The following is a 26498-nucleotide window of genomic DNA, read 5'->3' as shown; positions in this document are numbered from 1 at the left end:
ACCCCTTACTGCGCCTGCACGCGCAGCTCTGCTGCGCTACGACTACGGTGACCCAACAGCGCTTTCACATCGCTGGACTTCGGTTTGACCAGCGCGAATTTGGTCGAGAAGGTTGACCAGTGGGCGAGGATCTCTTCGCCACGCTGCGATCCGGTATGCTGTACATGCTCGGTGATCAAGCCGCGCAGGTGTTCCTCGTGGATGGCGAGGTCATCAACGCTCAGCACTTCCACCAGTTCCGGGTTCACGCGTTTACGGAATTCGCCGTCTTCATCCAGCACGTAGGCGAAACCGCCGGTCATCCCTGCGCCGAAGTTGACGCCGGTTTTGCCGAGAATACAGACGATGCCGCCGGTCATATATTCACAGCCGTTGTCGCCGATACCTTCCACCACGGTAATCGCCCCGGAGTTACGCACCCCGAAACGCTCGCCCGCGCGGCCTGCGGCATACAAACGACCGCCGGTTGCGCCATAAAGGCAGGTGTTGCCGATGATGCTCGCTTCATGGCTGCGGAAGGAGGAACCGACCGGCGGACGTACCGCCAGCAAGCCGCCCGCCATGCCTTTACCCACGTAGTCGTTGGCATCGCCGGTCAGATACAGTTCCACGCCGCCCGCGTTCCACACGCCAAAACTCTGGCCCGCGGTGCCGCTGAAGTACGCTTTAATCGGGTCTGACGCCAGCCCCTGATCGCCGTGGGTGCGAGCAATATAGCCCGACAGCGACGCGCCCACTGAACGGTCGGTGTTACGGATGTCAAACCAGAACGTTTTGCTCTGGCGCACATCGACAAAGGGTTTGGCATTCATCAGCAGCTGCGCATTCAGCACGCCGTTATCAAACGGCGGATTGTGCTCGGTGCAGTGCAGCGCCTTGCCCGGATGCGGTTCCGCCGTCTCCAACAGTTTGCTCAAATCCAGCTTCTGCTGTTTGGCGGTAAAGCCTTCCAGCTCTTTGAGCAGATCGGTACGGCCAATCAGATCCACCAGGCGTTTTACGCCAAGCTGTGCCATCAGCTCGCGGGTTTCGCGGGCGATAAATTCAAAGTAATTGGTCACTTTGAACGGCAGGCCGTGATAGTGGTTCTTACGCAGCTTCTCATCCTGGGTTGCCACGCCGGTGGCGCAATTGTTCAGGTGGCAGATACGCAGATATTTACAGCCCAGCGCCACCATCGGGCCGGTGCCGAAGCCGAAGCTCTCCGCGCCGAGGATCGCTGCTTTAATAATGTCCTGCCCGGTTTTCAGGCCGCCATCGACCTGCAAACGGATCTTATGGCGCAGGCCGTTCGCCACCAGCGCCTGCTGGGTTTCCACCAGCCCAAGCTCCCACGGGCAGCCTGCGTATTTCACCGATGACAGCGGGCTTGCCCCCGTGCCGCCGTCGTAGCCCGCAATGGTAATCAAATCCGCATAGGCTTTCGCCACGCCGGTCGCGATGGTGCCAACGCCCGGCTCGGAAACCAGTTTCACGGAGATCATCGCCTGCGGATTGACCTGCTTAAGATCGAAAATCAGCTGCGCTAAGTCTTCGATAGAGTAAATATCATGATGCGGCGGCGGGGAGATCAGCGTCACGCCTGGCACCGAGTAGCGCAGTTTCGCGATATACGGTGTGACTTTATCGCCCGGTAGCTGACCACCTTCACCCGGCTTCGCGCCCTGAGCAACTTTAATCTGAATCACGTCAGCGTTAACGAGGTAAGCAGGGGTGACGCCGAAGCGACCGGAAGCCACCTGCTTAATGCGCGACACTTTATTGGTGCCGTAGCGCGCCGGATCTTCACCACCTTCGCCAGAGTTAGAGTTACCGCCGAGGCTGTTCATCGCTTCGGCCAGCGCTTCGTGCGCTTCCGGGCTAAGCGCGCCGATTGACATCGCAGCGGTATCAAAACGCTTAAACAGATCGGTAGCCGGTTCCACATCGTCAAGGCTGACCGCCTCGCCGTTCGGGGCAATCGCCAGCAGATCGCGCAGCGTCGCCGCCGGGCGCTGGTTCACCAGCTCGGCGTATTGCTGATAGTCGCTGTACTCGCCGCTCTGTACCGCTTGTTGCAGGGTGCGCACTACATCCGGGTTATAAGCATGATATTCGCCGCCGTGAACGTATTTCAGCAGCCCGCCCTGATCCAGCGGTTTACGCGCCAGCCACGCACGCTTCGACAGATTCAGCAGGTCCTGCTGGAAGTCTGCAAAGCCCGCGCCACCGATGCGGCTCACCGCGCCCTGGAAGCACAGCCCGGAAACGTCGTCATGCAGCCCCACGGCTTCAAACAGTTTCGAGCAGCGATAGGACGCGATGGTTGAGATGCCCATTTTGGACATGATCTTATACAGACCTTTATTGATGCCGTTACGGTAGTTCAGCATCACGGTACGGTAGGCTTTCTCAATCGCTTTACTGTCAACCAGCTTCGCCAGCGTTTCATAGGCGAGGTATGGGTAGATTGCCGTCGCGCCGAAGCCCAGCAGCACCGCAAAGTGGTGCGGATCGCGCACGCTGGCGGTTTCTACAATAATGTTGGCGTCGCAGCGCAGGCTTTTATCGACCAGACGGGTCTGGATCGCGCCGACGGCCATCGGAGCCGGAACCGGCAGGCGGTTTTTGGCAATATTGCGATCCGAAAGTACCAGCAGCACCGTGCCGTCGCGCACCATCTGCTCGGCTTTATCGCACAGCGCTTTCACCGTGGTTTCGAGATCGGTTTCGGTGATGTCAAAGGTGATATCCAGCACGTCCGCGCGGTAGTGGTGCTCGGTCATGGTGGTCAACTGATTAAAATCAGACCACAGCAGGATCGGCGATTTAAAGCTCAGACGGTGCGCCTGGCCTTCTGCCTCGCAGAAGACGTTCATTTCGCGGCCAATGCTGGTGGAGAGCGACATCACGTGCGCTTCACGCAGCGGATCGATCGGCGGGTTAGTCACCTGGGCGAACTGCTGGCGGAAGTAGTCATAAATAATCCGCGGCTGGCTGGAGAGCACGGCGAACGGGGTATCGTCACCCATTGAACCGACCGCTTCCTGGCCGTTTTCACCCAGCACGCGGATCACTGAATCCAGCTCTTCGGCACTGTAGTTAAACTGTTTCTGATAGCTGGCGAGCAGATCGTCGTCCATCTCGCGTTGCCCGACCTGGTCGTCCGCCAGCTCTTCAAACGGCACCAGGCGGCGCACGTTTTTCTCCATCCATTCTTTATACGGATGGCGGCTTTTCAGCTCTTCATCGGTTTCGGCAGAGTGCAGAATGCGCCCACCACGGGTATCGATCACCATCAGCTCGCCCGGTCCGACGCGGCCTTTTTCTACGACTTCATCCGGCTGGTAATCCCAGATACCGACTTCAGACGCACAGGTGATCAGCTTATCTTTGGTGATCACATAACGGGCCGGACGCAGGCCGTTACGGTCGAGGTTACAGGCAGCGAAACGCCCGTCAGACATGACAATGCCCGCCGGACCGTCCCACGGCTCCATGTGCATCGAGTTAAAGTCGAAGAACGCGCGCAGTTCCGGGTCCATATCCGGGTTATTCTGCCAGGCCGGGGGAACGAGCAGACGCATGGCGCGCACGATATCCATCCCGCCTGCCAGCAGCAGTTCCAGCATGTTATCCATTGAACTGGAGTCAGAGCCGGTTTCGTTAACGAACGGTGCGGCGTCGTGCAGATCCGGGATCAGCGGCGTTTTAAATTTATAGGTACGTGCGCGCGCCCACTGGCGGTTGCCGGTAATGGTGTTGATTTCGCCGTTGTGCGCCAGATAGCGGAACGGCTGCGCCAGCGGCCAGCGCGGCACGGTGTTGGTGGAGAAACGCTGGTGGAACAGGCAGATGGCCGATTCCAGACGCAGGTCCGCAAGATCCAGATAAAAGCGCGGCAGATCTGCGGGCATACACAGACCTTTATAGATGTTCACCAGGTTAGAAAGGCTACAGACGTAGAACTCTTTATCTTCCTGGAGACGTTTTTCAATGCGGCGGCGGGCGATGAACAGACGGCGTTCCATATCACGCGGACGCCAGCCCGCAGGCGCGTTGACAAAAATCTGTTCGATACGCGGCAGGGAGGAGAGGGCGATTTCACCAAGCACGCCTTCGTTGGTTGGCACTTCGCGCCAGCCCACAATCGACAGCGTCTCGCGCTGAAGCTCTTCTTCAACAATATGCCGCGCCGCTTTCGCCCGTTCGGGATCTTTATTCAGGAACAGCATCCCGACGGCGTAATTTTTGGCTAAACGCCAGCCGCGCTCTTCGGCAACGATGCGGAAAAAACGGTCAGGTTTTTGCAGCAGCAGGCCGCAACCATCGCCGGTTTTACCGTCGGCAAGAATTGCGCCACGGTGCTGCATCCGGGCCAGCGCGTGTATAGCAGTACGCACTACCTTGTGGCTAGGTTCGCCTTCTATGTGGGCGATCAGGCCGAAACCACAGTTATCCTTCTCAAGGGATTTATCGTACAACATATTAGTGAACCTCCCCAGGCTCTACGGGAGACCCTCCTGACCGCTGCGCACGGGCACAGAAAGAGCATGGCGACGGGGCGTGACCTGCCTCGCATTCGCCCTCTTTAATCCATTCGCATTGGAAAATACGTTCAGAGGGAATCTCAATTACTGCATAAATATGATGAGCCGACGGCCCACCCAGAAAGCTTCCAGCGGATTTCCAACTTATCGGGAATCGCTACACAGGTCAAATGACATTCTTATTTATGCAAAAATGTGCTAAACAGCGCTTAACTTACTGATAATAATATTTATTTAACGTTAAGTTCTGCTCTTAAGCGGCAACAGAGGGTACTGAAGAGTGTGATCTGTCTCACTATAAGATAACCACGTTGCCCCCGTAGTTCTCTTATGTTTTCCAATCTTTCAGCATTTAATGCTGCTGATTGCTTTTCAGTTGCACGATGTGACTGTTTTTGATCTGCGCTCGCAAAAATGAAATATTTTTGCCGGATATAAGTAAAAGTCATTACCTGAAGTGTGCATGAAACAGCGGTTATTTCGATTAATTATTCAATAGCTGTAGGCTGTCCCCGGCGATTGATCCAGGTCATCGCCGACGGGAGCTAAAAGTGGCAGGCTTGGCCCCATTCATAAGGGCGGTCTATCAGATTATGCAGTTACAAAAATTAGTCAATATGTTTGGTGGCGATCTTACCCGCCGTTACGGACAAAAAGTTCATAAGCTAACCCTTCACGGCGGGTTTAGCTGCCCGAATCGCGATGGCACCATCGGGCGCGGCGGATGCACTTTCTGTAACGTCGCCTCTTTTGCCGATGAAGCGCTGCAGTATCATTCCATCGCCGAGCAGCTCGCACACCAGGCGACGCTGGTTAACCGTGCTAAACGCTACCTCGCCTATTTTCAGGCGTACACCAGCACGTTTGCCGAAGTGCAGGTGCTGCGCTCGATGTATCAGCAGGCGGTTAGCCAGGCCAGTATTGTCGGGCTGTGCGTTGGCACCCGCCCGGACTGCGTGCCGGAAGCGGTACTCGATCTGCTTAGCGAATATAACGATCAGGGCTACGAAATCTGGCTGGAGCTGGGACTGCAAAGCGCGCAGGATAAAACCCTGCATCGTATCAATCGCGGCCATAATTTCGCCTGCTATCAACACACCACCCGGCTGGCGCGCGAACGCGGCCTGAACGTCTGCGCGCATCTGATTGTGGGCCTGCCGGGAGAAGGGCAGAGCGAATGCCTGCAAACGCTGGAGCGAGTGGTAGAAACGGGTGTGGACGGCATCAAGCTGCATCCGCTGCACATCGTCAAAGGCAGCATTATGGCGAAGGCGTGGCAGGCGGGGCGGTTAAACGGCATCGGGCTGGAAGAGTATACCGTCACGGCAGGAGAGATGATCCGTCACACGCCGCCGGAGGTGATTTTCCACCGCATTTCCGCCAGCGCCCGTCGTCCGACGCTGCTGGCACCGCTGTGGTGCGAAAATCGCTGGACCGGAATGGTCGAGCTGGATAAGTACCTTAACGTCCACGGCGTGCAGGGTTCCGCACTGGGAAGGCCGTGGAGCGGGCAATAAAAAGCCCGGCGCGATGGCCGGGCCTGACAGCGTGATAAAACTTACTTCTTCGCGCGCTCAAAAGAGGCCACGATTTCAGCTTTCGCCGCTTCGGCGTTATCCCAGCCGTCAACCTTAACCCATTTGCCTTTTTCGAGATCTTTATAGTGCTCGAAGAAGTGGGTGATCTGCGCTTTCAGCAGTTCCGGCAGGTCGTTTACATCTTTAATGTGATCGTATTCTTTGCTCAGCTTGGTATGCGGAACGGCAACCAGCTTGGCATCTTCACCGGATTCGTCGGTCATTTTCAGCACGCCAACCGGACGGCAGCGGATCACAGAGCCTGGCTCCAGCGGATACGGCGTCGGGACCAGTACGTCAACCGGGTCGCCATCCAGAGACAGAGTGTGGTTGATGTAACCGTAGTTGCACGGATAGAACATCGCAGTGGACATGAAACGGTCAACGAACAGCGCGCCGCTCTCTTTATCGACTTCGTATTTGATCGGATCCGCGTTCGCCGGGATCTCAATAACAACGTAGATATCTTCTGGCAGATCTTTACCAGCAGGGACGTTGAGTAAGCTCATGTCTGTTTCCTTTAAAATGTATGGCAAACAATGCCCGGTATTATAGCCAACTGGCGAGGAATGTCTTGAGCTGTTTTCGCCGGAGCCATTTTTTAAGATGACTCTTTGACGCGCCTTTCATGACAGGAAAATCCATAAAGTCAGCCACTTACTGAATAAATAAGTGTAACCGTTTACATTGCGCGCTTCCGGCGTCAATAACTGGCTGAAATTTATTCGTTTTTAAACTTGTCGGTTTCTCCCGCTACGCACCGCCGCGCCAGCCCTCATTCCAAAAGCCTTTGTTAACAGGCTGTTCTTTTTTCTGAAGTGTGATGTAACTCATTTTGTTACATCCTCGTTTGTCTATAGTTCAAGCGCAGGTGACTTTTCTCTAACAATAACCCTACGAGGACGCTCTTATGTGGAAGCGCTTACTTTTAGTCACAGCAGTTTCGGCAGCCATGTCGTCTATGGCAATGGCCGCTCCCCTCACCGTCGGTTTTTCCCAGGTCGGTTCTGAATCCGGCTGGCGCGCGGCAGAAACCAGCGTTGCGAAAAGCGAGGCTCAGAAACGCGGCATCACGTTGAAGATTGCCGATGGTCAGCAAAAGCAGGAAAACCAGATTAAAGCGGTCCGTTCATTCATTGCCCAGGGCGTTGACGCGATCTTCATCGCGCCGGTGGTGGCGACAGGCTGGGAACCGGTATTAAAAGAGGCGAAAGACGCAGAGATCCCGGTGATCCTTCTTGACCGCTCGATTGATGTCAAAGACAAGTCGCTCTACATGACCACCGTCACCGCAGACAACGTGCTGGAAGGCCGACTGATTGGCGACTGGCTGGTGAAAACCGTTGATGGCAAGCCGTGTAACGTCGTCGAGTTGCAGGGCACCGTTGGGGCCAGCGTCGCGATTGACCGTAAAAAAGGCTTCGCTGAGGCGATTTCTAAAGCCTCGAACATCAAGATTATCCGCTCCCAGTCCGGCGACTTCACCCGTAGTAAAGGTAAAGAGGTGATGGAGAGCTTTATCAAGGCCGAGAACAACGGCAAAAACATCTGCATGGTTTACGCCCATAACGACGATATGGCGATTGGCGCGATTCAGGCTATTAAAGAAGCGGGCCTGAAGCCGGGTAAAGATATCCTCACCGGGTCGATTGACGGCGTGCCGGATATCTACAAAGCGATGATCGACGGTGAAGCCAATGCCAGCGTTGAACTGACGCCAAATATGGCGGGTCCGGCGTTTGATGCGCTGGAGAAATTCAAAAAAGACGGTACGCAGCCTGAGAAACTGACCATTACCAAATCCACGCTGTACCTGCCGGATACGGCGAAAGAAGAGTTAGAGAAGAAGAAAAATATGGGGTACTGATGGAGGAATCGCCCTCACCCCGGCCCTCTCCCGCAGGGAGAGGGGGACAACCGGCGCCGGACGCCATCACGACCCCGGACAGTACCCTCTCCCCTGAGGGCGAGGGTTAGGGAGAGGGGGAGAGTATGAGCTACGGAATCGCCCTCACCCCGGCCCTCTCCCGCAGGGAGAGGGGGACAACCGACACCGTACGCCATCACGACCCCGGACAGTACCCTCTCCCCTGAGGGCGAGGGTTAGGGAGAGGGGGAGAGTATGAGCTACGGAATCGCCCTCACCCCGGCCCTCTCCCGCAGGGAGAGGGGGACAACCGACACCATACGGCATCACGACCCCGGACAGTTCCCTCTCCCCTGAGGGAGAGGGTTAGGGAGAGGGGGAGAGTATGAGCTACGGAATTGCCCTCACCCCGGCCCTCTCCCGCAGGGAGAGGGAGAAAACCGGCGCCGGACCCATTACGACCCCGGACAGTTCCCTCTCCCCTGAGGGAGAGGGTCAGGGAGAGGGGGAGAGTATGAGCTACGGAATCGCCCTCACCCCGGCCCTCTCCCGCCGGGAGAGGGAGAAAACCGGCGCCGGACGCTATTACGACCCCGGACAGTTCCCTCTCCCTTGAGGGAGAGGGTTAGGGAGAGGGGAAGAGTATGAGCTACGGAATCGCCCTCACCCCGGCTCTCTCCCGCAGGGAGAGGGAGATAACCGACACCGGACGCCATCACGACCCCGGACAGTTCCCTCTCCCTTGAGGGAGAGGGCCAGGGAGAGGGGGGAGAGCCTAACAACAAGCTCACCCCATACCCATCGGAAAAGGGCCGCAAGAGCAGAGGAGTCTCTATGCAAACACATCAGGAAATCCTCCGCACCGAGGGACTAAGCAAATATTTCCCCGGCGTTAAAGCGCTGGATAATGTTGACTTCAGCCTGCGTCGCGGAGAAATCATGGCGCTGCTGGGCGAAAACGGTGCCGGAAAATCGACCCTAATTAAAGCGCTGACCGGCGTCTACCATGCTGACCGTGGCACTATCTGGCTGGATGGCAAGGTCATCTCGCCCAAAAATACCGCCCACGCCCAGCAACTGGGCATCGGCACCGTTTATCAGGAAGTCAACCTGCTGCCCAATATGTCGGTGGCGGACAACCTGTTTATTGGCCGCGAGCCTAAACGCTTCGGCTTTATCCGGCGTAAAGAGATGGAGAAGCGCGCCACGGAACTGATGGCGTCCTACGGTTTCTCTCTCGACGTTCGCGAACCGCTAAATCGTTTTTCGGTGGCGATGCAGCAGATCGTGGCGATTTGCCGGGCTATCGATCTCTCGGCAAAAGTGTTGATCCTCGATGAACCGACCGCCAGCCTGGATACCCAGGAAGTCGAAATGCTCTTTACCCTGATGCGCCAGCTGCGCGACAGGGGCGTCAGCCTGGTGTTCGTGACCCATTTTCTCGATCAGGTCTATGAAGTCAGCGACCGCATCACCGTTCTGCGAAACGGTGGATTTGTCGGCTGCCGGGAAACCCGCGAGCTGCCGCAAATCGAGCTGGTAAAAATGATGCTGGGGCGCGAGCTGGACAACAACGCGCTACATCGCGCGGGCCGCACGCTGCTAAGCGAAAAACCGATCGCCGCCTTTAAGGATTTTGGTAAGAAAGGGGTGATTACCCCGTTTAATCTGGAGGTACGCCCCGGCGAAATCGTCGGTCTGGCGGGGCTGCTGGGATCGGGCCGCACCGAAACCGCAGAAGTGATCTTCGGCATTAAACCCGCCGACAGCGGCAGTGCAATGATCAAAGGCAAGCCGCAAACTCTGCGCTCCCCGCATCAGGCCTCGTGTCTGGGCATTGGCTTCTGCCCGGAGGACCGCAAAACCGACGGTATTATCGCCGCCGCCTCGGTACGCGAAAATATTATTCTGGCGCTACAGGCCCAGCGCGGCTGGCTGCGCCCTGTTTCCCGACGCGAGCAAAATGAAATCGCCGAACGCTTTATTCGTCAGTTGGGTATTCGCACCCCCAGCGCGGAACAGCCGATTGAATTTCTTTCCGGCGGCAATCAGCAAAAAGTGCTGCTCTCCCGCTGGCTGCTGACTAAACCGCAGTTCCTGATCCTCGATGAGCCAACGCGCGGCATTGACGTCGGCGCGCACGCTGAAATCATTCGTCTGATCGAAACCCTGTGCGCCGACGGTCTGGCGCTGCTGGTGATCTCGTCGGAACTGGAAGAGCTGGTAGGCTACGCCGACCGGGTCATTATCATGCGCGACCGTAAACAGGTGGCGGAGATCCCGCTGGATCAGCTCTCCGTTCCGGCGATTATGAATGCGATTGCGGCATAAGGAGAACACCGTGATGTCCCCATCTCTTCCCCAAACCGGGCAGCCGAAGCGCCGCTTCGCATGGCCGGTCGGTATGCCGCAGATCACCGCGCTGGTGCTGGTGCTGATCGTTGACAGCCTGGTCGCCCCGCACTTTTACCAGGTTGTCTTACAGGACGGGCGGCTGTTCGGCAGTCCGATAGACATCCTTAACCGCGCTGCGCCGGTCGCGCTGCTGGCGATTGGCATGACCCTGGTCATCGCCACTGGCGGCATCGATCTTTCCGTTGGCGCAGTCATGGCGATTGCCGGGGCGACGGCGGCTTCGATGACCATCGCCGGGCATTCGTTGCCCCTCGTGCTGCTGGCCTCTCTCGGTGCTGGCGTGCTGGCGGGATTGTGGAACGGCATACTGGTGGCGATCCTCAAGATCCAGCCGTTCGTCGCCACCCTGATCCTGATGGTGGCCGGGCGCGGTGTTGCCCAGTTGATCACCTCCGGGCAAATCGTCACGTTCAACTCGCCGGGCCTGGCGTGGCTCGGTAGCGGCTCGCTGCTGCTGTTCCCGACGCCGGTGATCATCGCGGTGGTCACATTACTGATCTTCTGGCTATTCACCCGCAAAACGGCGCTGGGCATGTTTATCGAAGCGGTGGGTATCAACATCCGCGCGGCGAAAAACGCCGGGGTAAACACCCGTGTGGTGGTGATGCTGGCCTACGTATTAAGCGGCGTGTGCGCGGCGATTGCCGGGGTGATCGTCGCGGCGGATATTCGCGGTGCCGACGCCAACAACGCGGGCCTGTGGCTGGAGCTGGATGCCATTCTGGCGGTGGTCATCGGGGGCGGATCGCTGATGGGCGGGCGCTTCAACCTGTTCCTGTCGGTGATTGGCGCGTTGATTATTCAGGGGATGAACACCGGCATTCTGCTGTCGGGCTTTCCGCCGGAGCTGAATCAGGTCGTCAAAGCGGTGGTGGTGATGTGCGTACTGATCGTGCAGTCGCCGCGCTTTATCAGTTTGCTGAAAAGGAGAGGTGGTCATGATAAAACGTAACCTGCCGCTGATGATCACGCTCGGCGTGTTCATACTGGGCTATCTTTACTGCCTGACCCAGTTTCCCGGATTTGCCTCGACGCGGGTGATCTGCAATATCCTGACCGATAACGCCTTTCTGGGGATTATCGCGGTGGGGATGACCTTTGTGATCCTCTCTGGCGGTATCGATCTCTCGGTCGGCTCGGTGATCGCGTTTACCGGCGTATTCCTCGCCAAAGCGATCGGCTTCTGGGGGATGTCGCCGCTGGTGGCTTTCCCGCTGGTGCTGGCGATGGGCTGCGCGTTCGGCGCATTTATGGGGCTGCTGATCGACGCGCTAAAAATTCCGGCGTTTATCATCACCCTCGCCGGAATGTTTTTCCTGCGCGGCGTCAGCTACCTGGTTTCTGAAGAGTCGATCCCGATTAACCATCCGATTTACGATACCCTTTCCAGCCTGGCGTGGAAAATCCCTGGCGGCGGACGGCTAAGCGCGATGGGGCTGCTGATGCTCGGCGTGGTAGCGATCGGCGTTTTCCTCGCGCACCGCACGCGCTTTGGTAATCAGGTCTATGCCATCGGCGGCAGCGCCACCTCCGCCAATCTGATGGGCATCTCCACGCGCAGCACCACTATTCGCATTTATATGCTTTCGACCGGGCTGGCGACGCTTGCCGGGATTGTTTTCTCCGTCTACACCCAGGCAGGCTACGCGCTGGCAGGGGTCGGCGTGGAACTGGATGCCATCGCCTCGGTAGTCATCGGCGGCACGTTGCTGAGCGGCGGGGTCGGGACGGTACTGGGCACGCTGTTTGGGGTGGCGATTCAGGGGTTGATTCAGACGTATATTAACTTCGACGGCACGCTGAGCAGCTGGTGGACCAAAATCGCCATCGGCATTTTGCTGTTTATTTTTATCGCCCTGCAACGCGGACTCACGGTGCTATGGGAAAACCGGCAAAGCTCGCCAGTGACGCGGGTGAAAACCTGAGCCTGCGGCGGTCGCTCCGGATACGCATTATCTGCGATTCGACCGCTGCCCTCTTTATGGCGTTAGGACTGACAATAGTGGAAATCCTGTTTTAGCAGTGAGTCAGCCGCAGGCGGTGGAAACAGGCCGCCGCCTGCCTTTCCTGTTAACCGTTGTATCAAAACACCAACAAACAGGTAACATATTGATTTTCAGTCATATCTAAATATTTTCCGCTTACTGCCGATATCCCCTATGGATAAACGTATTCCCCTCTGTAACCGGAAAATAACGATGCTAAAAACACTCTCTCTCCAAACAGGTTTACGGGTTGTACTGGCTACGCTGACGCTGCTTATGGTGATAACGGGCGGCGTGGCGATTTATGCACTGACGACGCTGGGCGCGGGCTGGGGCGCCTCGCTGCTGACGGGGCTGGCGACGCTGCTGTCCATCGGGCTGATTTTACTGCTGTGGCTGGGGCTAAACCGGCTACTGCTGCGCCCGCTGAATGCGGTGGTTGCGTCGCTGGAGCAGGTCACTGCGGGGGACTTAACGCATGAGGTCAGTGCCTCTGCCAGCGGTGAGTTTACGCGTCTTACGACAGCGATGGAGCGCCTGCGCCTGGCGCTGACCGACGCCGTCGTGCGCATCCGCGATGCGGGCTTGCAGATTGGTTCCGGCAGCCGCGAACTGACGGCGGGCCATGTCGATCTGGCCCAGCGCACGGAATCCACGGCGACGTCGCTGGAGCAAACTGCCGCCAGCATGGAAGAACTGACCGCGACGGTAAAACAAAATGCCGCCAACGCTGAGCAGGCGCATCAACTGGCGAAGTCCGTATCCGACACGGCGGATCGCGGTAGCGAAATGGTCTGCTACGTTATTGAAAAAATGGGTGATATCTCCGGCAGCGCCAACCGCATCGCCGATATTCTTGGCGTGATTGACGGGATTGCTTTTCAGACCAATATTCTGGCGCTTAACGCCTCGGTAGAAGCGGCGCGCGCAGGCGAACAGGGACGCGGCTTTGCCGTCGTCGCGGGTGAAGTCCGCAACCTCGCCAGTCGCAGCGCTGACGCGGCAAAAGAGATCCGCCAGCTTATCAGCGACTCGCAAACCCACGCGGGCGAGGGCAGCAGCCTGGCGATGCAGGCCGGGGAGACGATGGATGAAATCGCGACGGAAGTGCTACGCATGACCAAATTAATGCGCGAAATCGCCAGCGCGTCGCAGGAGCAGAGCCGGGGGATCGAGCAGGTGAATATCGCGGTGAATCAGATGGATGAGACCGCGCAGCAGAACGCCGCGCTGGTCCAGCAGTCGTCCGCCGCCACCCGCTCACTGGAAGAGCAATCGCATGAAGTTATTGAGGCGGTAGCCGCATTCAGATTGCAGGCGGCGGGGTAACTAAGCCTGCCGGGTAATATTTTCTGGCGGATATAATCACGAACTCAGGCGGTTCCCTCTCCCCGGAGGGAGAGGGGAGAGTACGTGCCACGGAATCCCCTCACCCCGGCCCTCTCCCGCAGGGAGAGGGAGAAAAGCCGCACCGAACGCTATTACGACCCCCGGACAGTCCCCTCTCCCTTGAGGGAGAGGGTTAGGGAGAGGGGGGAAAGTTTGGGCCACGGAATCCCCTCACCCCGCCCTCTCCCGCAGGGAGAGGGAGAAAAGCGGTGACGGACTCAACGACGACGCCAGACTGTCCCCTCTCCCTTGAGGGAGAGGGTTAGGGAGAGGGGGGAGAGTTTGAGCCACGGAATCCCCTCACCCCGGCCCTTTCCCGCAGGGAGAGGGAGAAAAGCGGTGACGGACTCAACGACGACGCCAGACAGTCCTCTCTCCCTTGAGGGAGAGGGTCAGGGAGAGGGAGAAAAGCGGCACCGAACGCCATTACGACCCCCGGACTGTCCCCTCTCCCTTGAGGGAGAGGGTTAGGGAGAGGGTTAGGGAGAGGGGGGAAAGTACGCACTCCGCCCCCAAACCCTTACGCGTCCGGGTACTCGCGAATAAAGCGTTCCACATCTTCCACCATATTACTCGTCCCGACGAAGAACGGGCGGCGCTGGTGCAGCGTCTCCGGCATAATATCCAGAATACGCGCTTTCCCGTCGCTTGCCTTGCCGCCCGCCTGTTCAGCGAGGAACGCCATCGGGTTGCATTCGTACAGCAGGCGCAGTTTCCCTTCCGGGTGTGACGCGGTGCTTGGGTAAAGGTAAATCCCACCCTTCAGCAGATTACGGTGGAAATCCGCCACCAGCGAACCAATGTAGCGCGAGGTATAAGGACGCAGCGTCTGTTTATCCTCTTCCTGGCAGAACTTGATGTATTTTTTAACGCCGTTCGGGAATTTAATGTAGTTCCCTTCGTTAATGGAGTAGGTATTCCCTTTTTCCGGGAAGCGCATCCGCTCCTGGCTTAAGCAGAACACGCCCAGCGACGGGTCGTAGGTAAACGCATGGACGCCGCAGCCGGTGGTGTAAACCAGCATGGTGGAGGAGCCGTAAACCACATACCCGGCCGCCACCTGCTTATTGCCCGGTTGCAGGAAATCTTCTTCCGTCACCGGCGTACCCACCGGCGTCACACGACGATAAATAGAGAAGATCGTACCGACCGACACGTTCACATCAATGTTAGATGAACCATCCAGCGGGTCCATCAGAACCACATACTTAGCGTGCTCGCAGCCTTCGAAAACCACGATTTCGTCTTCTTCTTCCGAGGCAATACCGGCCACGATATCGCGCGCGCGCAGTGCCGCCTTCAGCTTTTCATTGGCGAACAGATCGAGTTTTTGCTGAACCTCGCCCTGGATGTTTTCAGCACCGCTGGCACCCAGGATATCGACCAGACCGGCCTTGTTGATATCACGGTGGATGATTTTCGCGCCCAGCTTTATTGCCGATAACAAAGCAGTAAGCTCACCGGTAGCATGTGAAAATTCATGCTGCTTCTCAACAATAAATTCACCTAACGTTTTCATGACACTTTCCCTGCATAGTATGTGGATTAATGTGACTGCAACAATCTTAACAAAGATTCAAAAGAACGCGCACTGGTGAATCGCGCCAGCTACGCAAGGAAAATCCTGAAATGCATTTCCGCACCGCCACACATAAGGGTAAAATGCGCGGGAATAAAAGAAGGAAATAACGAATGCGCATTCATATTTTAGGAATTTGTGGCACCTTCATGGGCGGGCTGGCGATGCTGGCCCGGTCTCTCGGCCATGAAGTAACGGGTTCAGATGCCAATGTGTATCCGCCTATGAGTACCCTGCTGGAAAAGCAGGGCATTAATCTTATCCAGGGTTATGACCCCAGCCAGCTTGAGCCGCAGCCGGATTTAGTGATCATCGGCAACGCGATGACGCGCGGTAATCCCTGCGTTGAAGCGGTACTGGAAAAAAACATTCCGTTCATGTCCGGCCCGCAGTGGCTGCATGATTTCGTTCTGCGTGACCGCTGGGTGGTCGCGGTAGCCGGGACGCATGGCAAAACGACCACGGCGGGAATGGCAACCTGGATCCTCGAAGCCTGCGGCTACAAGCCGGGCTTTGTGATTGGCGGCGTGCCGGGGAACTTCGAGGTGTCCGCACGCCTCGGTGACAGCCCGTTCTTCGTGATTGAAGCCGACGAATATGACTGCGCTTTCTTCGATAAACGCTCCAAATTCGTGCATTACTGCCCGCGCACTTTGATCCTCAATAACCTGGAGTTCGATCACGCGGATATTTTCGACGACCTGAAAGCCATCCAGAAACAGTTCCACCACCTGGTGCGCATCGTGCCGGGGCAGGGCAAAATCATCCTGCCGGAGAACGATGTGAACCTGAAGCAGGTGATGGCGATGGGCTGCTGGAGCGAGCAGGAGCTGGTCGGCGAACAGGGACACTGGCAGGCGAAAAAGCTGACCACCGATGCATCCCACTGGGAAGTGTGGCTTGACGGTGAGAAAGTGGGCGAAGTGAAGTGGGAGCTGGTGGGCGAACACAATATGCATAATGGCCTGATGGCGATAGCCGCTGCGCGTCACGTCGGTGTCACGCCTGCCGATGCTGCCAGCGCGCTCGACGCCTTCATCAATGCCCGCCGTCGCCTGGAGCTGCGTGGTAACGCTAACGGCGTGACCGTCTATGATGATTTCGCTCATCACCCGACCGCGATCCTCGCCACGCTTGCCGCGCTGCGCGGTAAAGTGGGCGGCACTGCGCGCATTATCGCCGTGCTGGAGCCGCGCTCCAACACCATGAAGATGGGCATCTGCAAAGACGATCTCGCCCCCTCTCTGGGCCGCGCGGATGAAGTCTTCCTGCTCCAGCCGCAGCACATTCCGTGGCAGGTGGCGGAAGTGGCGGACGCCTGCGTTCAGTCCGCGTACTGGCATGCGGATGTCGATACCCTCGCAGACATGATCGTCAAAACTGCCCAGCCGGGAGATCATATCCTGGTGATGAGCAACGGCGGTTTCGGTGGCATCCATCAGAAATTGCTCGACCGGCTGGCGAAAAAGGCGGAAGCCGCAATATAAGATTTGCCACGACGGGTTTAAATCGGAGCGGTATTCCGGTTTAAACCCGCTGGCAGAATAAATAAGGGATTATTTCAAATGAAGATGGTTTCTGGGGCAGGGAAGGCTGGCGAGCATAACGTGAAAATGGTCAGCGTTGCGCTTTGGTTAACTATTGCCAGCGCTCTTTTATTATTATTTACTATACTCATCCTGGCGATCGTTGAATTAAGCGGAAATGCCGAGTCGGCTCCCGATGCGCCTGATATCGTATTTACGCTGTTGTGGTTAGTGCATATTGTATTATGGATGGCCGGAATGGCGATGAGCTTTGCGGGGATGATGTCGTCTTCGTGCCGATTAAAAGCGTTTGCTACGTTTTTAATTGCGCTAACAATGATGAGTATTGATATTGTTTTTATGATTTTATGCCAGTAAAACAGGGGCGGTGTGCCCCTGTATCTTAATATTTATTTGATGGCAGACTGATATAATAATCTGTATTTTTCTTTATGATCCCGGCAGCAGGATTGCAGGTATCGACGCCTTTCACCCTGTGCAGGTAATAGGCCACGTTAGCGGTTATGGCGCAGTAGAACGCGTAACCCATGTTCATCCCGCGATACACAGATTCCAGGTCTTGATTTGTCATCATCTCGACAATGGCGACCGCGATATTTATCGCGCAACCAATAAAGAACAGTAGCAGGCCTCTCTTCCAGAGTCCTAAAATGCAAAAATAGACAAAGCCAAAAAAGAACGCGTAAAAGTTAAAATTTATCCGCGATCTTTGACCAAATTTAAGCGTTTTGAGAGCCTGGCGAAAAGACAGTTGCGACGGTAAACCGTTTTGCTCATAAAAGTCAAAGCGCTCTTTCCATATTTCACTCAGGGGTTGTGGTTCCATATGTTGTTCCCTTATCCATAAAATGACGAAAGCATTGAAAATAGCGAGAAAAGAATAGCGTCAGGGAACAGGTGGGTCAATGTAAAAGGGAACAGACTTTAATATATTGCCATTGTGAATGCATGACTATAAAAGATGTTTTATATCTATAATATAAACAGAATAATTCCCAATTTATAAAACATATATTTTTATTATGCCACCACAGTATGAATGTTGAGCAATGTCCCGCCAGACCACCATCAGCGTTATCCGTTCTCCCCCCCTTTCAGGCAGGTTTACAAGGCTGGCTGCGTCCTGCATATTATCCGATCATAAATTCATATCAGGACATTCTCATGAAGATTTCATCAGAAGTCACAACCCCCGCTGAAAATAATGTGAAAATGGTCAGCGTTGCGCTGGGTACCAGTATTGCAGGACTAGCTCTGTTGGTGCTCATGACGCTGGTTGCATATTTTATGGATTACAGCGAGGAATGGGTTAACGTTATTGATATCGTTATGATGGGCGTTTGGTGCCTTATCTTTCTGCTGTTTACGATAAGTTTGCCGATGAGCATTGCCGGGATGATTTCCTCTACGCGGCGGCTAAAAGCGTTTTTCGCGTTTTTGATTTCCTGCATGACTCTCGCGCTGTTTCTCCTGGCCGTTACGCTGAACGAAATGATCCAGGGAGTGGATAATTTCACTCCCTGAGGCAATCAATATTGACGTGACGGCAGTTTCTCAAGCGCCTGTGCGTCTTTACGTGTCATGCCCTGCATCGGGTTCCAGCTATCGACGCCTTTAATCGTGTGCAGATAATAGGCGCTGTTCACCGACGTCGCGCAGAACGCGGCATAGGCAATGTTAACCCCCTTCACCACCCCTTCCAGATTCACATTCAGGGCCAGTTCAATGATACCCAGCAGAATGTTAATAACGGCAATAGCAATAAAAAGCGTCAGGCCTTTTTTCCACAGTCCAAGGATGCAGAAATAGATAAAACCAAAGAAGAATGCGTAAAAATTGAAGGTATAGCGCGCCCGTCGCAGAAATTTGACTTTCTTAAGGGCATCGCGATAGCCAGGAGAACCCGGCAGACCATTGCGCTCATAAAAGTCGAAGCGATCTTTCCACTTATCGCTAAATGTTTTTTGTGCCATTTTTTCCTTTCCCCAGAGAATGCCAGTTATGTTTCTGGCGGGAGAAAGAGTAAACCATCTTATTTAACAGATCAGCTATGGCCCACTAAATCTGGTGGGGGAAAAGAGGGAATATTTAGTCAGTCTTTCGAGATACAGATAATTCTGCCCGGTATAACCGGGCAGGTTACAAGGTAATTACTCTTTCGCTATCGGTGTTTCATCTGTTTTCAGCGTCGTGCTGCCCTGAATATCCTTAATGGTTTTTTCGAGTTCGCTCACCTGATTGCTGTTATGCAGCAGGGTATAAGTAAGATCGAACTGGGTGCTTTCGCCTGGCTGAAGCTGTTTAACGCGTTTTTGCTCGCGTTCAATTGTTACCGGATAGGCGTAGCTGGTGCCCGGCTCAATCCCGGTTACGTAGCCCTGTTTCTCGGTATCGGTGTTTTTCCACAGCGTCAGCACCGGCAACTGGCGGGTATCAAACTGAATCGATGCGCCTTTGTCCCCTGCTTTGTTGACGACCGCCGCGACCGTGTGATGGCTGGCATCCGCCAGCGGCTTAATATTAAACACCATCTCATCAAAGCCTTTGGTCGGTCCCAGGTAGGTCTGCCAGTCTTTCAGGCCGTCCTTAGCGTAGTCGTTAAACGGGCTGATACTTTCCATCGGAGCGAGGAAGCGCGCGCCTTCTTCCAGGATCGGCTTGCCGAAGTTGCTGTGATAGATGATCTGGTAATCGTGCGGGTAATCCGCGTGGTTGGTCAGAACATCATGCAGGCTGAAACTGTTGCTGCCCGGCACGTAACGTAGCTCGGTCAGGGTTTGCAAATCGGCTTTCTTAAAGGTGCTTTCTTTCACCAGGCCGCGAACGCGAATTTCATACGGCGCGGTATCGCTCACTTCGACTTCCACCTGCGAGGCCGGAGTATTACCGGCTTTACCGTGCAGGGTATAAATCTGCCCGTCCGCCGTGACCGGGTGACCGGTCCATTCATAGCCGCAGCGCACCATCATCTCATTGAAACCTTCCAGCCAGCCCAGACCGTTACGGCTTTCCAGATTGATAAACGCCGGGTTCACCACTTCTTTCACCGGTGAATCCCAGCCCATACGCACGCCAAACCCTTCCACATGCAGCAGGTTCATCCCGCGCGTCGGGCTAAGCGCAATCGTCAGGCCATCTTTGCTGCTGATCACCAGCACTTTACTGCCTTCCTGCTTACCGCCGTGCAGCACTTTTTGTTCGATGCTGAAATGACTGTCTTTAATATTCAGCTTATCGCTGCCGATCCGCCAGTTTCCCAGCTCGGTGCCGTTTTCAGCACCCGTCAGCACCCAGGTTTTCGCCATAGCAGGGGCGGAGATAAGCAGTGCCAGAGTGGTAAGCGTCACAATTTTTTTCATGATAAGGTCCTTTTTGCTGAATCGATTATGTTTCGGTGGCTAAAAGTTAGTGGTATCAGGAAAATGAAAATGTGACCTGTCTCACCTGGCGGAAAAAGAGGCGTTTTCAGGCGTTAAAATATGCGTTAATGCAAATTTTCTATGAATAAACCTGTCTTATTGCATTGAAAAGAGTGATATCGATCGGCTTTAGCTGTAACGATTCAGCTAAATAAAAGAGTGAAAAAGCGATAACCTGGAAGGGGAAAAGAGAGAGCGCTAACGCGAGAGGCTCACGTTAGCGTGGGGGATTAACGATCGTTTTCTGCCAGTTCGCGCAGGTACTGAAAAATCTGACGTGCAGACTTTGGCGGCTTGTTGGCGTCTTTTTCTTTCTTCGCGTTGCGGATCAGCGAACGCAGTTGCTGACGGTCAGCATCCGGCCACAGCTTCAGCACTTCCGGTACGGCATCGTCACCTTCTTCAATCAGACGGTCGCGGATATGCTCCAGTTTGTGGAACAGCGCAATCTGCTGGTTGTGGCGGTTTTTCAGCTTGTCGAGCGCCTGACGGATCGGCTCAACATCGCGCTGGCGCAGCATTTTGCCAATAAGCTGAAGCTGGCGGCGACGTCCTTCCATTTTGATGCGCTGCGCCAGTTCAATGGCGGCGCGCAGATCCACATCCAGCGGGATCTTATCCAGCGCGTTTTTACCCAGCGCCACCATCTCTGCGCCGAGCTGCTTTAACTCTTCAGCATCACGCTTAATTTCACTTTTACTGACCCAGATAATTTCATCGTCTTCGTCTTCGATGTCATCACCGGGAACATCGTCGAGCCAGTCTTCGGGCTGCTTGGTCATATTTGGCTCCTCAAAAAAGAGGCTAATACTAACACCCTGAGCGCACACTGAGAATGGGTTCTCTGTTAGACTTCAATAAACTTCACCTTACATTATGGCACTGTTGATGAAAGTAATCGCACAAGTTGCAGAGCAGCGTAAAGTTCTGGAAGAGGCCGTCTCCACCGCACTGGCGCTGGCTTCCGGTAAATCTGACGGCGCAGAAGTGGCGGTCAGCAAGACCACCGGCATTGGCGTCAGCACCCGCTACGGAGAGGTGGAGAACGTAGAATTTAACAGCGATGGCGCGCTGGGGATCACCGTGTATCACCAGAACCGCAAGGGCAGCGCCTCGTCCACCGACCTGAGCCCGCAGGCCATCGCCCGTACCGTACAGGCGGCGCTGGATATTGCGCGCTACACCTCGCCGGACCCGTATGCGGGCGTGGCGGAGAAAGAACTGCTGGCGTTTGACGCACCGGATCTGGACCTGTTCCACCCGGCAGAGGTTTCACCGGATGAAGCCATCGAACTGGCGGCGCGCGCGGAGCAGGCGTCGCTTCAGGCTGACAAACGCATCACCAATACCGAAGGTGGTAGCTTTAACAGCCACTACGGCATCAAAGTTTTCGGTAATAGCCACGGCATGTTGCAGAGCTACTGCTCAACCCGCCACTCGCTCTCCAGTTGCGTGATCGCTGAAGAGAACGGCGATATGGAGCGCGACTACGCTTATACCATTGGACGTGCGCTTGGCGACCTGCAAAGCCCGGAATGGGTGGGTGCCGAGTGCGCGCGCCGCACGCTGTCCCGCCTGTCGCCGCGTAAGCTCTCCACCATGAAAGCGCCGGTCATTTTCGCTAATGAAGTGGCGACCGGGCTGTTTGGCCATCTGGTCGGGGCGATTGCCGGTGGCGCGGTGTACCGCAAATCCACGTTCCTGCTTGACGCGCTGGGCACGCAAATCCTCCCGGAATGGCTGACCATTGAGGAACATCCGCACCTGCTGAAAGGGCTGGCGTCCTCGCCGTTCGACGGCGAAGGCGTGCGCACTGAACGTCGTGACATCATCAAAGACGGCGTGCTGACCCAATGGCTGCTGACCAACTACTCTGCCCGCAAACTGGGCCTGAAAAGTACCGGGCACGCGGGCGGTATTCACAACTGGCGCATTGCCGGGCGCGGACTGGGCTTCGACCAACTGCTTAAAGAGATGGGCACCGGCCTGGTAGTGACTGAGCTGATGGGCCAGGGCGTCAGCGGCATCACCGGCGACTATTCGCGCGGTGCGGCGGGCTTCTGGGTCGAAAATGGCGAGATCCAGTATCCGGTGAGTGAGATAACGATTGCCGGAAATCTTAAGGACATGTGGCGCAATATTGTGACTGTTGGTGACGATATCGAAACGCGCAGCAATATCCAGTGTGGTTCCGTGCTGCTGCCGGAGATGAAAATCGCCGGGCAGTAGTACCGTTGTTCCCATAATAAAAAAGGAAGTGAGCAATGCGTAAAAATCTGTTGGCTTTATTCGCCATCTCCTCGTTGCTGGCTGGCTCTGCGGCTTTTGCTGCCGATCTCGAAGAGGATATGGACACGCTGGCCGAAAATTACACGACGGTGCAAAAAAGCGATGATGCCGCCGAAATCAAATCTGCGCTGACCAATATGCGCACCGCCGCGCTGGACGCGCAAAAAGCCACCCCGCCGAAGCTGGAAGATAAACCCGCTGACAGCCCGGAAATAAAGGATTTTCGCCACGGTTTTGACATCCTCGTCAGCCAGATCGACGGAGCCATCAAGCTGGTAAATGAAGGCAAAGTAAAAGAAGCAAAAGCGGCCGCCGAGGAAATTAAAACCACGCGCGGTACGTACCATAAGAAATATCGCTAGAGAGTAGCTGAGAACTTCCGCCTTTATTCAGCGGGCGGAAGTTCTTTCCCGCGAAAACATATTTTCCGCCAATACCCTGCTTTAAAGCTTTTTCCTCTGTTCAGCGTTAATGAAAAGGTAATCCTGACCTGTCCGATAAACAGGATTACGGAGGATTCACGGGCAGATCCTGCGCCTGCGACCCGCCACCATTTGCCCTTGAGCGTTTTTACACCGGCCGTATCTTTAGTGTGAAATATCACCAAAGGATTCGGTTATGAACGCGAACATCAAGAATGAAATTCAGACATTCGGGCGCTCTTTACTGCTACCGATCGCGGTATTAGCCCCGGTGGGCATGATCATGGGAATTAGCTCGGCATTAGGGCAAAATTACATGATCGACAAAGTGCCTTTTTTGGGCAATGAAACCTTTAAAGCCATTCTGTCGTCGCTGGGGGCAATCAGTAACATTATTTTCCTCAATATTCCTTTACTGTTTGCGATGGGTGTGGCCTACGGCATGTCGAAAAAAGAGAAGGGCATCGCCGTTTTCGCATCGGTCATCGCTTACCTGACGCTGCTGATTTCCATGAACGTCCACCTGAAATTAGCCGGGCATCTGGCGAAAGGCGATTTGTCGCTGGCAGGCCAGGGGATCGTATTAGGCATACAGACGTTAAAAATCGAGGCGCTGGGCGGTATTATCGCGGGTCTGCTGGCGGCGAAAGTCACCGATCGCTACTACCGGCTTCAGCTCCCGCTGGCGTTTGCTTTCTTTAGCGGTAAAAAGTCGGTAGCGATTTTAACGACCGCATTTGCCATTCCGATTGGACTGTTAATTCCGTTTATCTGGGATCAGTTCACTGCCGGAATGCAGGCGGTTTCTACGATAATGATGGCACCCAACATCGGTGCGGGCATCTATATGGCGCTTAACCGCCTGCTGATCCCGTTTGGCCTCCAGCACGTCCTGAGTTCCACGGTGCGATTTACCGCAGCGGGCGGCACGTATTTGATCGACGGGCAAACCTACGTCGGGATTCTGCCTGCAATGAATAAGATCCTGTTTGATCTTGGCCCGTCGCACCCGGCATGGAATCAATATATGCCGACGCTAACCAGCTATTTAGCCTCCACGCAAATGCTGACGACGCTATTTCGCGTTCCGGCTATTGGGCTGGCGATGTATCACACCGCGCACATTAAAAATAAGAAAATTGCCAAAGGGATGATTTTGACGGTGGTATTAACCGCCATGTTCGGCAATATCACCGAACCGCTGGAGTTCTCCTTCCTGTTTATTGCGCCGGTGCTGTATGGGGTTTATTCGGTATTAAGCGGACTGCTGTCAATTCCTCTACAAATGCTGGATATCTCCGTCGGCTACATTCGCGGTACGGTGTTTGACTTCGGTATTTTTGGCCTGATGTATGAGCACACGCGGTGGGTAAACCTGCTGCTGCTGGGTGCGGTTAACTTTGTGGTGTTCTACTTTGTGTTCCGCTTCGCGATTGTGAAATTCAATATTAAAACGCCGGGTCGCGAAAGCGACAGCTCGGACAGCACGCTGTTGATCAATAAAGAATACGATAAAGTCGCCGCGCTGGTGGTGCAGGGGTTGGGCGGCAAAGGCAACATTAAGCGGGTGGAAAACTGTGTTTCGCGCCTGCGTATTGATTTACGCGATCAGAAGGAGATCGATATGGATCTGCTGAAAGACGCGGGTTCGCTGGGAACCTTTATTCCCTCCGGCAACCATATCCATGTGGTGTTTGGTCCCCACGTTGAATTTGTCCGTAATGCCGTCGATGACCTGATATCCGGCGTGAAATAACTTCCAGGGAGGCGACAATGCGTGCGCTTTATGATTCAAAAAGTAAGACTCTTGACGATCGCGGCATGAAAACCCTGTTCACCCAGGAGGCCAGGGTGCAAAGCTGGCTGGAAGTGGAGGCGGCGCTGGCGCTGTCGCAGGCGGAGGTGGGCATGATCCCCGCCGCCGCCGCGCAGAACATTGCTGAAAACTGTCGGCTCGATCGCATCGACATGGCCGAGATCGAGCGCCTGCTGCGGGAAATCGGCCACGGCTTTGTGCCGCTGATCAAGGTGCTGGTGAAAGCCTGCGACGCAGAGAGCGGCAAATATGTTCATTACGGTGTGACCACCCAGAACATTCAGCAAACCGCACAGCTACTGCTGGCAAAGCGCTTTCACCATATTCTGCACGGCTTTCTTGACGATATTCTGCATAACCTGGCGATGATGGCGCACGAGCATCACGCCACGCTGATGGCGGGCCGCACTCACGGTAAACACGCTCTGCCCATCACCTGGGGCTATAAAGCGGCGGTGTGGATTGACGAACTGCTGAGCGCGAAGGAACGTATGCAGGAGGCGGAGAAGCGCATCTTCACGGTGATGATGGGCGGGGCGGTCGGCGCGTTCCACGCCACCGGCGAGCAGGGGCGCGAAGTACAAAATCGCGTAGCGGCAAGGCTTAGGATGGAGTCCATGCGCATACCGTCCCGCCATTCGCGCATTTACCGCACCGAACTGATCGCCAACCTCTGCCTGCTGGCGACCTCGCTGCATAAAATCGCCGAAGAGGTTTACCAGACTTCCGGCGAAGAGTTTGCTGAAGTGTCGGAAGCCTTTACCAAAGGCACCGTCGGCAGCAGCACGATGCCGCAGAAGGTCAACCCGAAACTGGCGAAGGGGATTATTGGCAACGCGCAGAAGCTCTACTCGGTGCTGACTTCCTCGCTGTACGCCAGCCCGCGCCCGTTTGAGGCGGACAGCGCCGCTTATTTCCTGATGGACGCCAATATTCAGGAGAGCATGGAACTGATGGCGGAAATCGTAATGCGCGCGGAAGAATTAACCCGCACCCTGTTGATTAACAACGATCGGATGCGTGCCAACGTGATGCTGACCCAGGGGCTGATCAATAGCGAAAAGATAATGATGCATCTGGTGGAAAAACTCGGCAAAGATCCCGCCCACGAACGGGTATATCAACTGGCGATGCGCACCGCGCATGAGGGGCTGGACTACGCACAGGTACTGCGTGACGATCCCACCGTGCGCGCTAACTTCAGCGATGCGGAAATTGACGCGCTGCTCGATCCGGCCCATTACACCGGGCTGTGTTCGCTCATCGCGCTGGAGATGGCGGCACGCGTCAATAGTCATTAGACTTGTGCGGGTTTTGGCCCTCTCCCTAACCCTCTCCCCCAGGAGAGGGAACAGTCCGCGCTCGTGGTGACGTCCGACAACAATTTCCGCCTCTTCTCGTCCGGGGCTGTCGTCACGTTCGGTGACGGTTTTCTCCCTCTCCTCTGAGGGAGAGGGCCGGGGAGAGGGGGAGCGTTTATCCTCCTTCCTCCGTGTGAACGCCCTCACCCTGACCCTCTCCCCCAGGAGAGGGAACAGTCCGGGTTCGTGGTGACGTCCGACAACAATTTCCGCCTCTTCTCGTCCGGGGCTGTCGTGACGTCCGGTGACGGTTTTCTCCCTCTCCCCTGAGGGAGAGGGCCGGGGAGAGGGGGAGCGTTTATC

20 protein-coding genes are annotated in these 26498 nt (G+C 55.6%); 13 read left to right on the top strand and 7 right to left on the bottom strand.

Annotation, left to right across the window (positions count from 1 at the left end; all coding sequences use genetic code 11):
* Positions 1 to 5: 5 nt before the first annotated feature.
* Positions 6 to 4466, bottom strand: coding sequence for a glutamate synthase large subunit (gene gltB / locus RT197_RS19970; protein WP_312952920.1), 4461 nt, complete (start codon positions 4464 to 4466; stop codon positions 6 to 8).
* Positions 4467 to 5122: 656 nt separating this feature from the next.
* Between gltB and RT197_RS19965 the strand changes: the two genes are divergently transcribed.
* Positions 5123 to 6046, top strand: a complete 924-nt coding sequence (locus tag RT197_RS19965) for a TIGR01212 family radical SAM protein (protein WP_312952918.1) — start codon at positions 5123 to 5125, stop codon at positions 6044 to 6046.
* Positions 6047 to 6087: 41 nt separating this feature from the next.
* Here RT197_RS19965 and ppa read toward each other — a convergent pair whose 3' ends face one another.
* A complete protein-coding gene (gene ppa / locus RT197_RS19960) occupies positions 6088 to 6615 on the bottom strand; it encodes an inorganic diphosphatase (RefSeq protein WP_103675641.1) in 528 nt (175 codons plus the stop codon).
* A 401-nt stretch (positions 6616 to 7016) separates the two neighbouring features.
* Here ppa and ytfQ point away from each other — a divergent pair, with 401 nt between their 5' ends.
* The 5 genes from ytfQ (at position 7017) to RT197_RS19935 (ending at position 13702) form a co-directional block, all read left to right on the top strand.
* Positions 7017 to 7973 (top strand): galactofuranose ABC transporter substrate-binding protein YtfQ, encoded by a 957-nt coding sequence (gene ytfQ / locus RT197_RS19955; RefSeq protein ID WP_312952917.1) that lies wholly within the window; start codon positions 7017 to 7019, stop codon positions 7971 to 7973.
* 834 nt (positions 7974 to 8807) lie between these two features.
* The gene (ytfR, locus tag RT197_RS19950; protein ID WP_312952916.1) at positions 8808 to 10304 is read left to right on the top strand and encodes a galactofuranose ABC transporter, ATP-binding protein YtfR; all 1497 of its coding nucleotides are present in this window, start codon (positions 8808 to 8810) and stop codon (positions 10302 to 10304) included.
* 10 nt (positions 10305 to 10314) lie between these two features.
* Complete coding sequence (gene ytfT / locus RT197_RS19945) at positions 10315 to 11340, top strand: galactofuranose ABC transporter, ATP-binding protein YtfT (RefSeq protein ID WP_312952915.1); 1026 nt, start codon at positions 10315 to 10317, stop codon at positions 11338 to 11340.
* Positions 11327 to 12313, top strand: coding sequence for a galactofuranose ABC transporter, permease protein YjfF (gene yjfF / locus RT197_RS19940; protein ID WP_312952914.1), 987 nt, complete (start codon positions 11327 to 11329; stop codon positions 12311 to 12313). The genes ytfT and yjfF overlap by 14 nt, the downstream gene beginning before the upstream one ends.
* 273 nt (positions 12314 to 12586) lie before the next feature.
* Positions 12587 to 13702: a methyl-accepting chemotaxis protein gene (locus RT197_RS19935; protein WP_312952913.1), complete on the top strand. Its 1116-nt coding sequence runs from the start codon at positions 12587 to 12589 to the stop codon at positions 13700 to 13702.
* A gap of 580 nt (positions 13703 to 14282) precedes the next feature.
* On the opposite strand, the gene fbp is transcribed toward RT197_RS19935, so the two are convergent.
* On the bottom strand, positions 14283 to 15281 hold the full coding sequence (gene fbp, locus RT197_RS19930) for a class 1 fructose-bisphosphatase (protein WP_312952912.1): 999 nt from the start codon (positions 15279 to 15281) through the stop codon (positions 14283 to 14285).
* A gap of 173 nt (positions 15282 to 15454) precedes the next feature.
* On the opposite strand from fbp, the gene mpl reads away from it, so the two are divergent.
* On the top strand, positions 15455 to 16828 hold the full coding sequence (gene mpl, locus RT197_RS19925) for a UDP-N-acetylmuramate:L-alanyl-gamma-D-glutamyl-meso-diaminopimelate ligase (protein WP_312952911.1): 1374 nt from the start codon (positions 15455 to 15457) through the stop codon (positions 16826 to 16828).
* 78 nt (positions 16829 to 16906) lie between these two features.
* A complete protein-coding gene (locus tag RT197_RS19920; protein WP_312952910.1) occupies positions 16907 to 17245 on the top strand; it encodes a hypothetical protein in 339 nt (112 codons plus the stop codon).
* Positions 17246 to 17270: 25 nt separating this feature from the next.
* On the opposite strand, the gene RT197_RS19915 is transcribed toward RT197_RS19920, so the two are convergent.
* A complete protein-coding gene (locus RT197_RS19915; RefSeq protein WP_312952909.1) occupies positions 17271 to 17714 on the bottom strand; it encodes a DUF2628 domain-containing protein in 444 nt (147 codons plus the stop codon).
* Positions 17715 to 18052: 338 nt separating this feature from the next.
* On the opposite strand from RT197_RS19915, the gene RT197_RS19910 reads away from it, so the two are divergent.
* Positions 18053 to 18412, top strand: a complete 360-nt coding sequence (locus RT197_RS19910) for a hypothetical protein (protein WP_312952908.1) — start codon at positions 18053 to 18055, stop codon at positions 18410 to 18412.
* Between the two features lie 5 nt (positions 18413 to 18417).
* On the opposite strand, the gene RT197_RS19905 is transcribed toward RT197_RS19910, so the two are convergent.
* The 3 genes from RT197_RS19905 to yjgA all read right to left on the bottom strand — a co-directional run bounded on the left by RT197_RS19905 (position 18418) and on the right by yjgA (position 21089).
* Positions 18418 to 18861, bottom strand: coding sequence for a DUF2628 domain-containing protein (locus RT197_RS19905; protein WP_312952907.1), 444 nt, complete (start codon positions 18859 to 18861; stop codon positions 18418 to 18420).
* Positions 18862 to 19038: 177 nt separating this feature from the next.
* Positions 19039 to 20247, bottom strand: a complete 1209-nt coding sequence (locus tag RT197_RS19900; RefSeq protein WP_312952906.1) for an aldose 1-epimerase family protein — start codon at positions 20245 to 20247, stop codon at positions 19039 to 19041.
* A gap of 290 nt (positions 20248 to 20537) precedes the next feature.
* Positions 20538 to 21089, bottom strand: coding sequence for a ribosome biogenesis factor YjgA (gene yjgA, locus RT197_RS19895; protein ID WP_312952905.1), 552 nt, complete (start codon positions 21087 to 21089; stop codon positions 20538 to 20540).
* Positions 21090 to 21183: 94 nt separating this feature from the next.
* Between yjgA and pmbA the strand changes: the two genes are divergently transcribed.
* The 4 genes from pmbA to RT197_RS19875 all read left to right on the top strand — a co-directional run bounded on the left by pmbA (position 21184) and on the right by RT197_RS19875 (position 26135).
* Positions 21184 to 22536: a metalloprotease PmbA gene (gene pmbA, locus RT197_RS19890; RefSeq protein ID WP_312952904.1), complete on the top strand. Its 1353-nt coding sequence runs from the start codon at positions 21184 to 21186 to the stop codon at positions 22534 to 22536.
* Between the two features lie 35 nt (positions 22537 to 22571).
* Positions 22572 to 22958, top strand: a complete 387-nt coding sequence (gene cybC / locus RT197_RS19885; protein WP_312952902.1) for a cytochrome b562 — start codon at positions 22572 to 22574, stop codon at positions 22956 to 22958.
* A 256-nt stretch (positions 22959 to 23214) separates the two neighbouring features.
* Positions 23215 to 24774, top strand: a complete 1560-nt coding sequence (locus RT197_RS19880; RefSeq protein WP_312952901.1) for a PTS transporter subunit EIIC — start codon at positions 23215 to 23217, stop codon at positions 24772 to 24774.
* A 17-nt stretch (positions 24775 to 24791) separates the two neighbouring features.
* A complete protein-coding gene (locus RT197_RS19875) occupies positions 24792 to 26135 on the top strand; it encodes an adenylosuccinate lyase family protein (protein ID WP_312952900.1) in 1344 nt (447 codons plus the stop codon).
* The last annotated feature ends 363 nt before the right edge of the window (positions 26136 to 26498 follow it).

This window comes from Superficieibacter sp., from assembly GCF_032071645.1.
Lineage (GTDB): Bacteria > Pseudomonadota > Gammaproteobacteria > Enterobacterales > Enterobacteriaceae > Superficieibacter.
The sequence above is the reverse complement of the archived record's forward strand: the minus strand, read 5'-3'. Positions and strand labels throughout refer to the sequence as shown.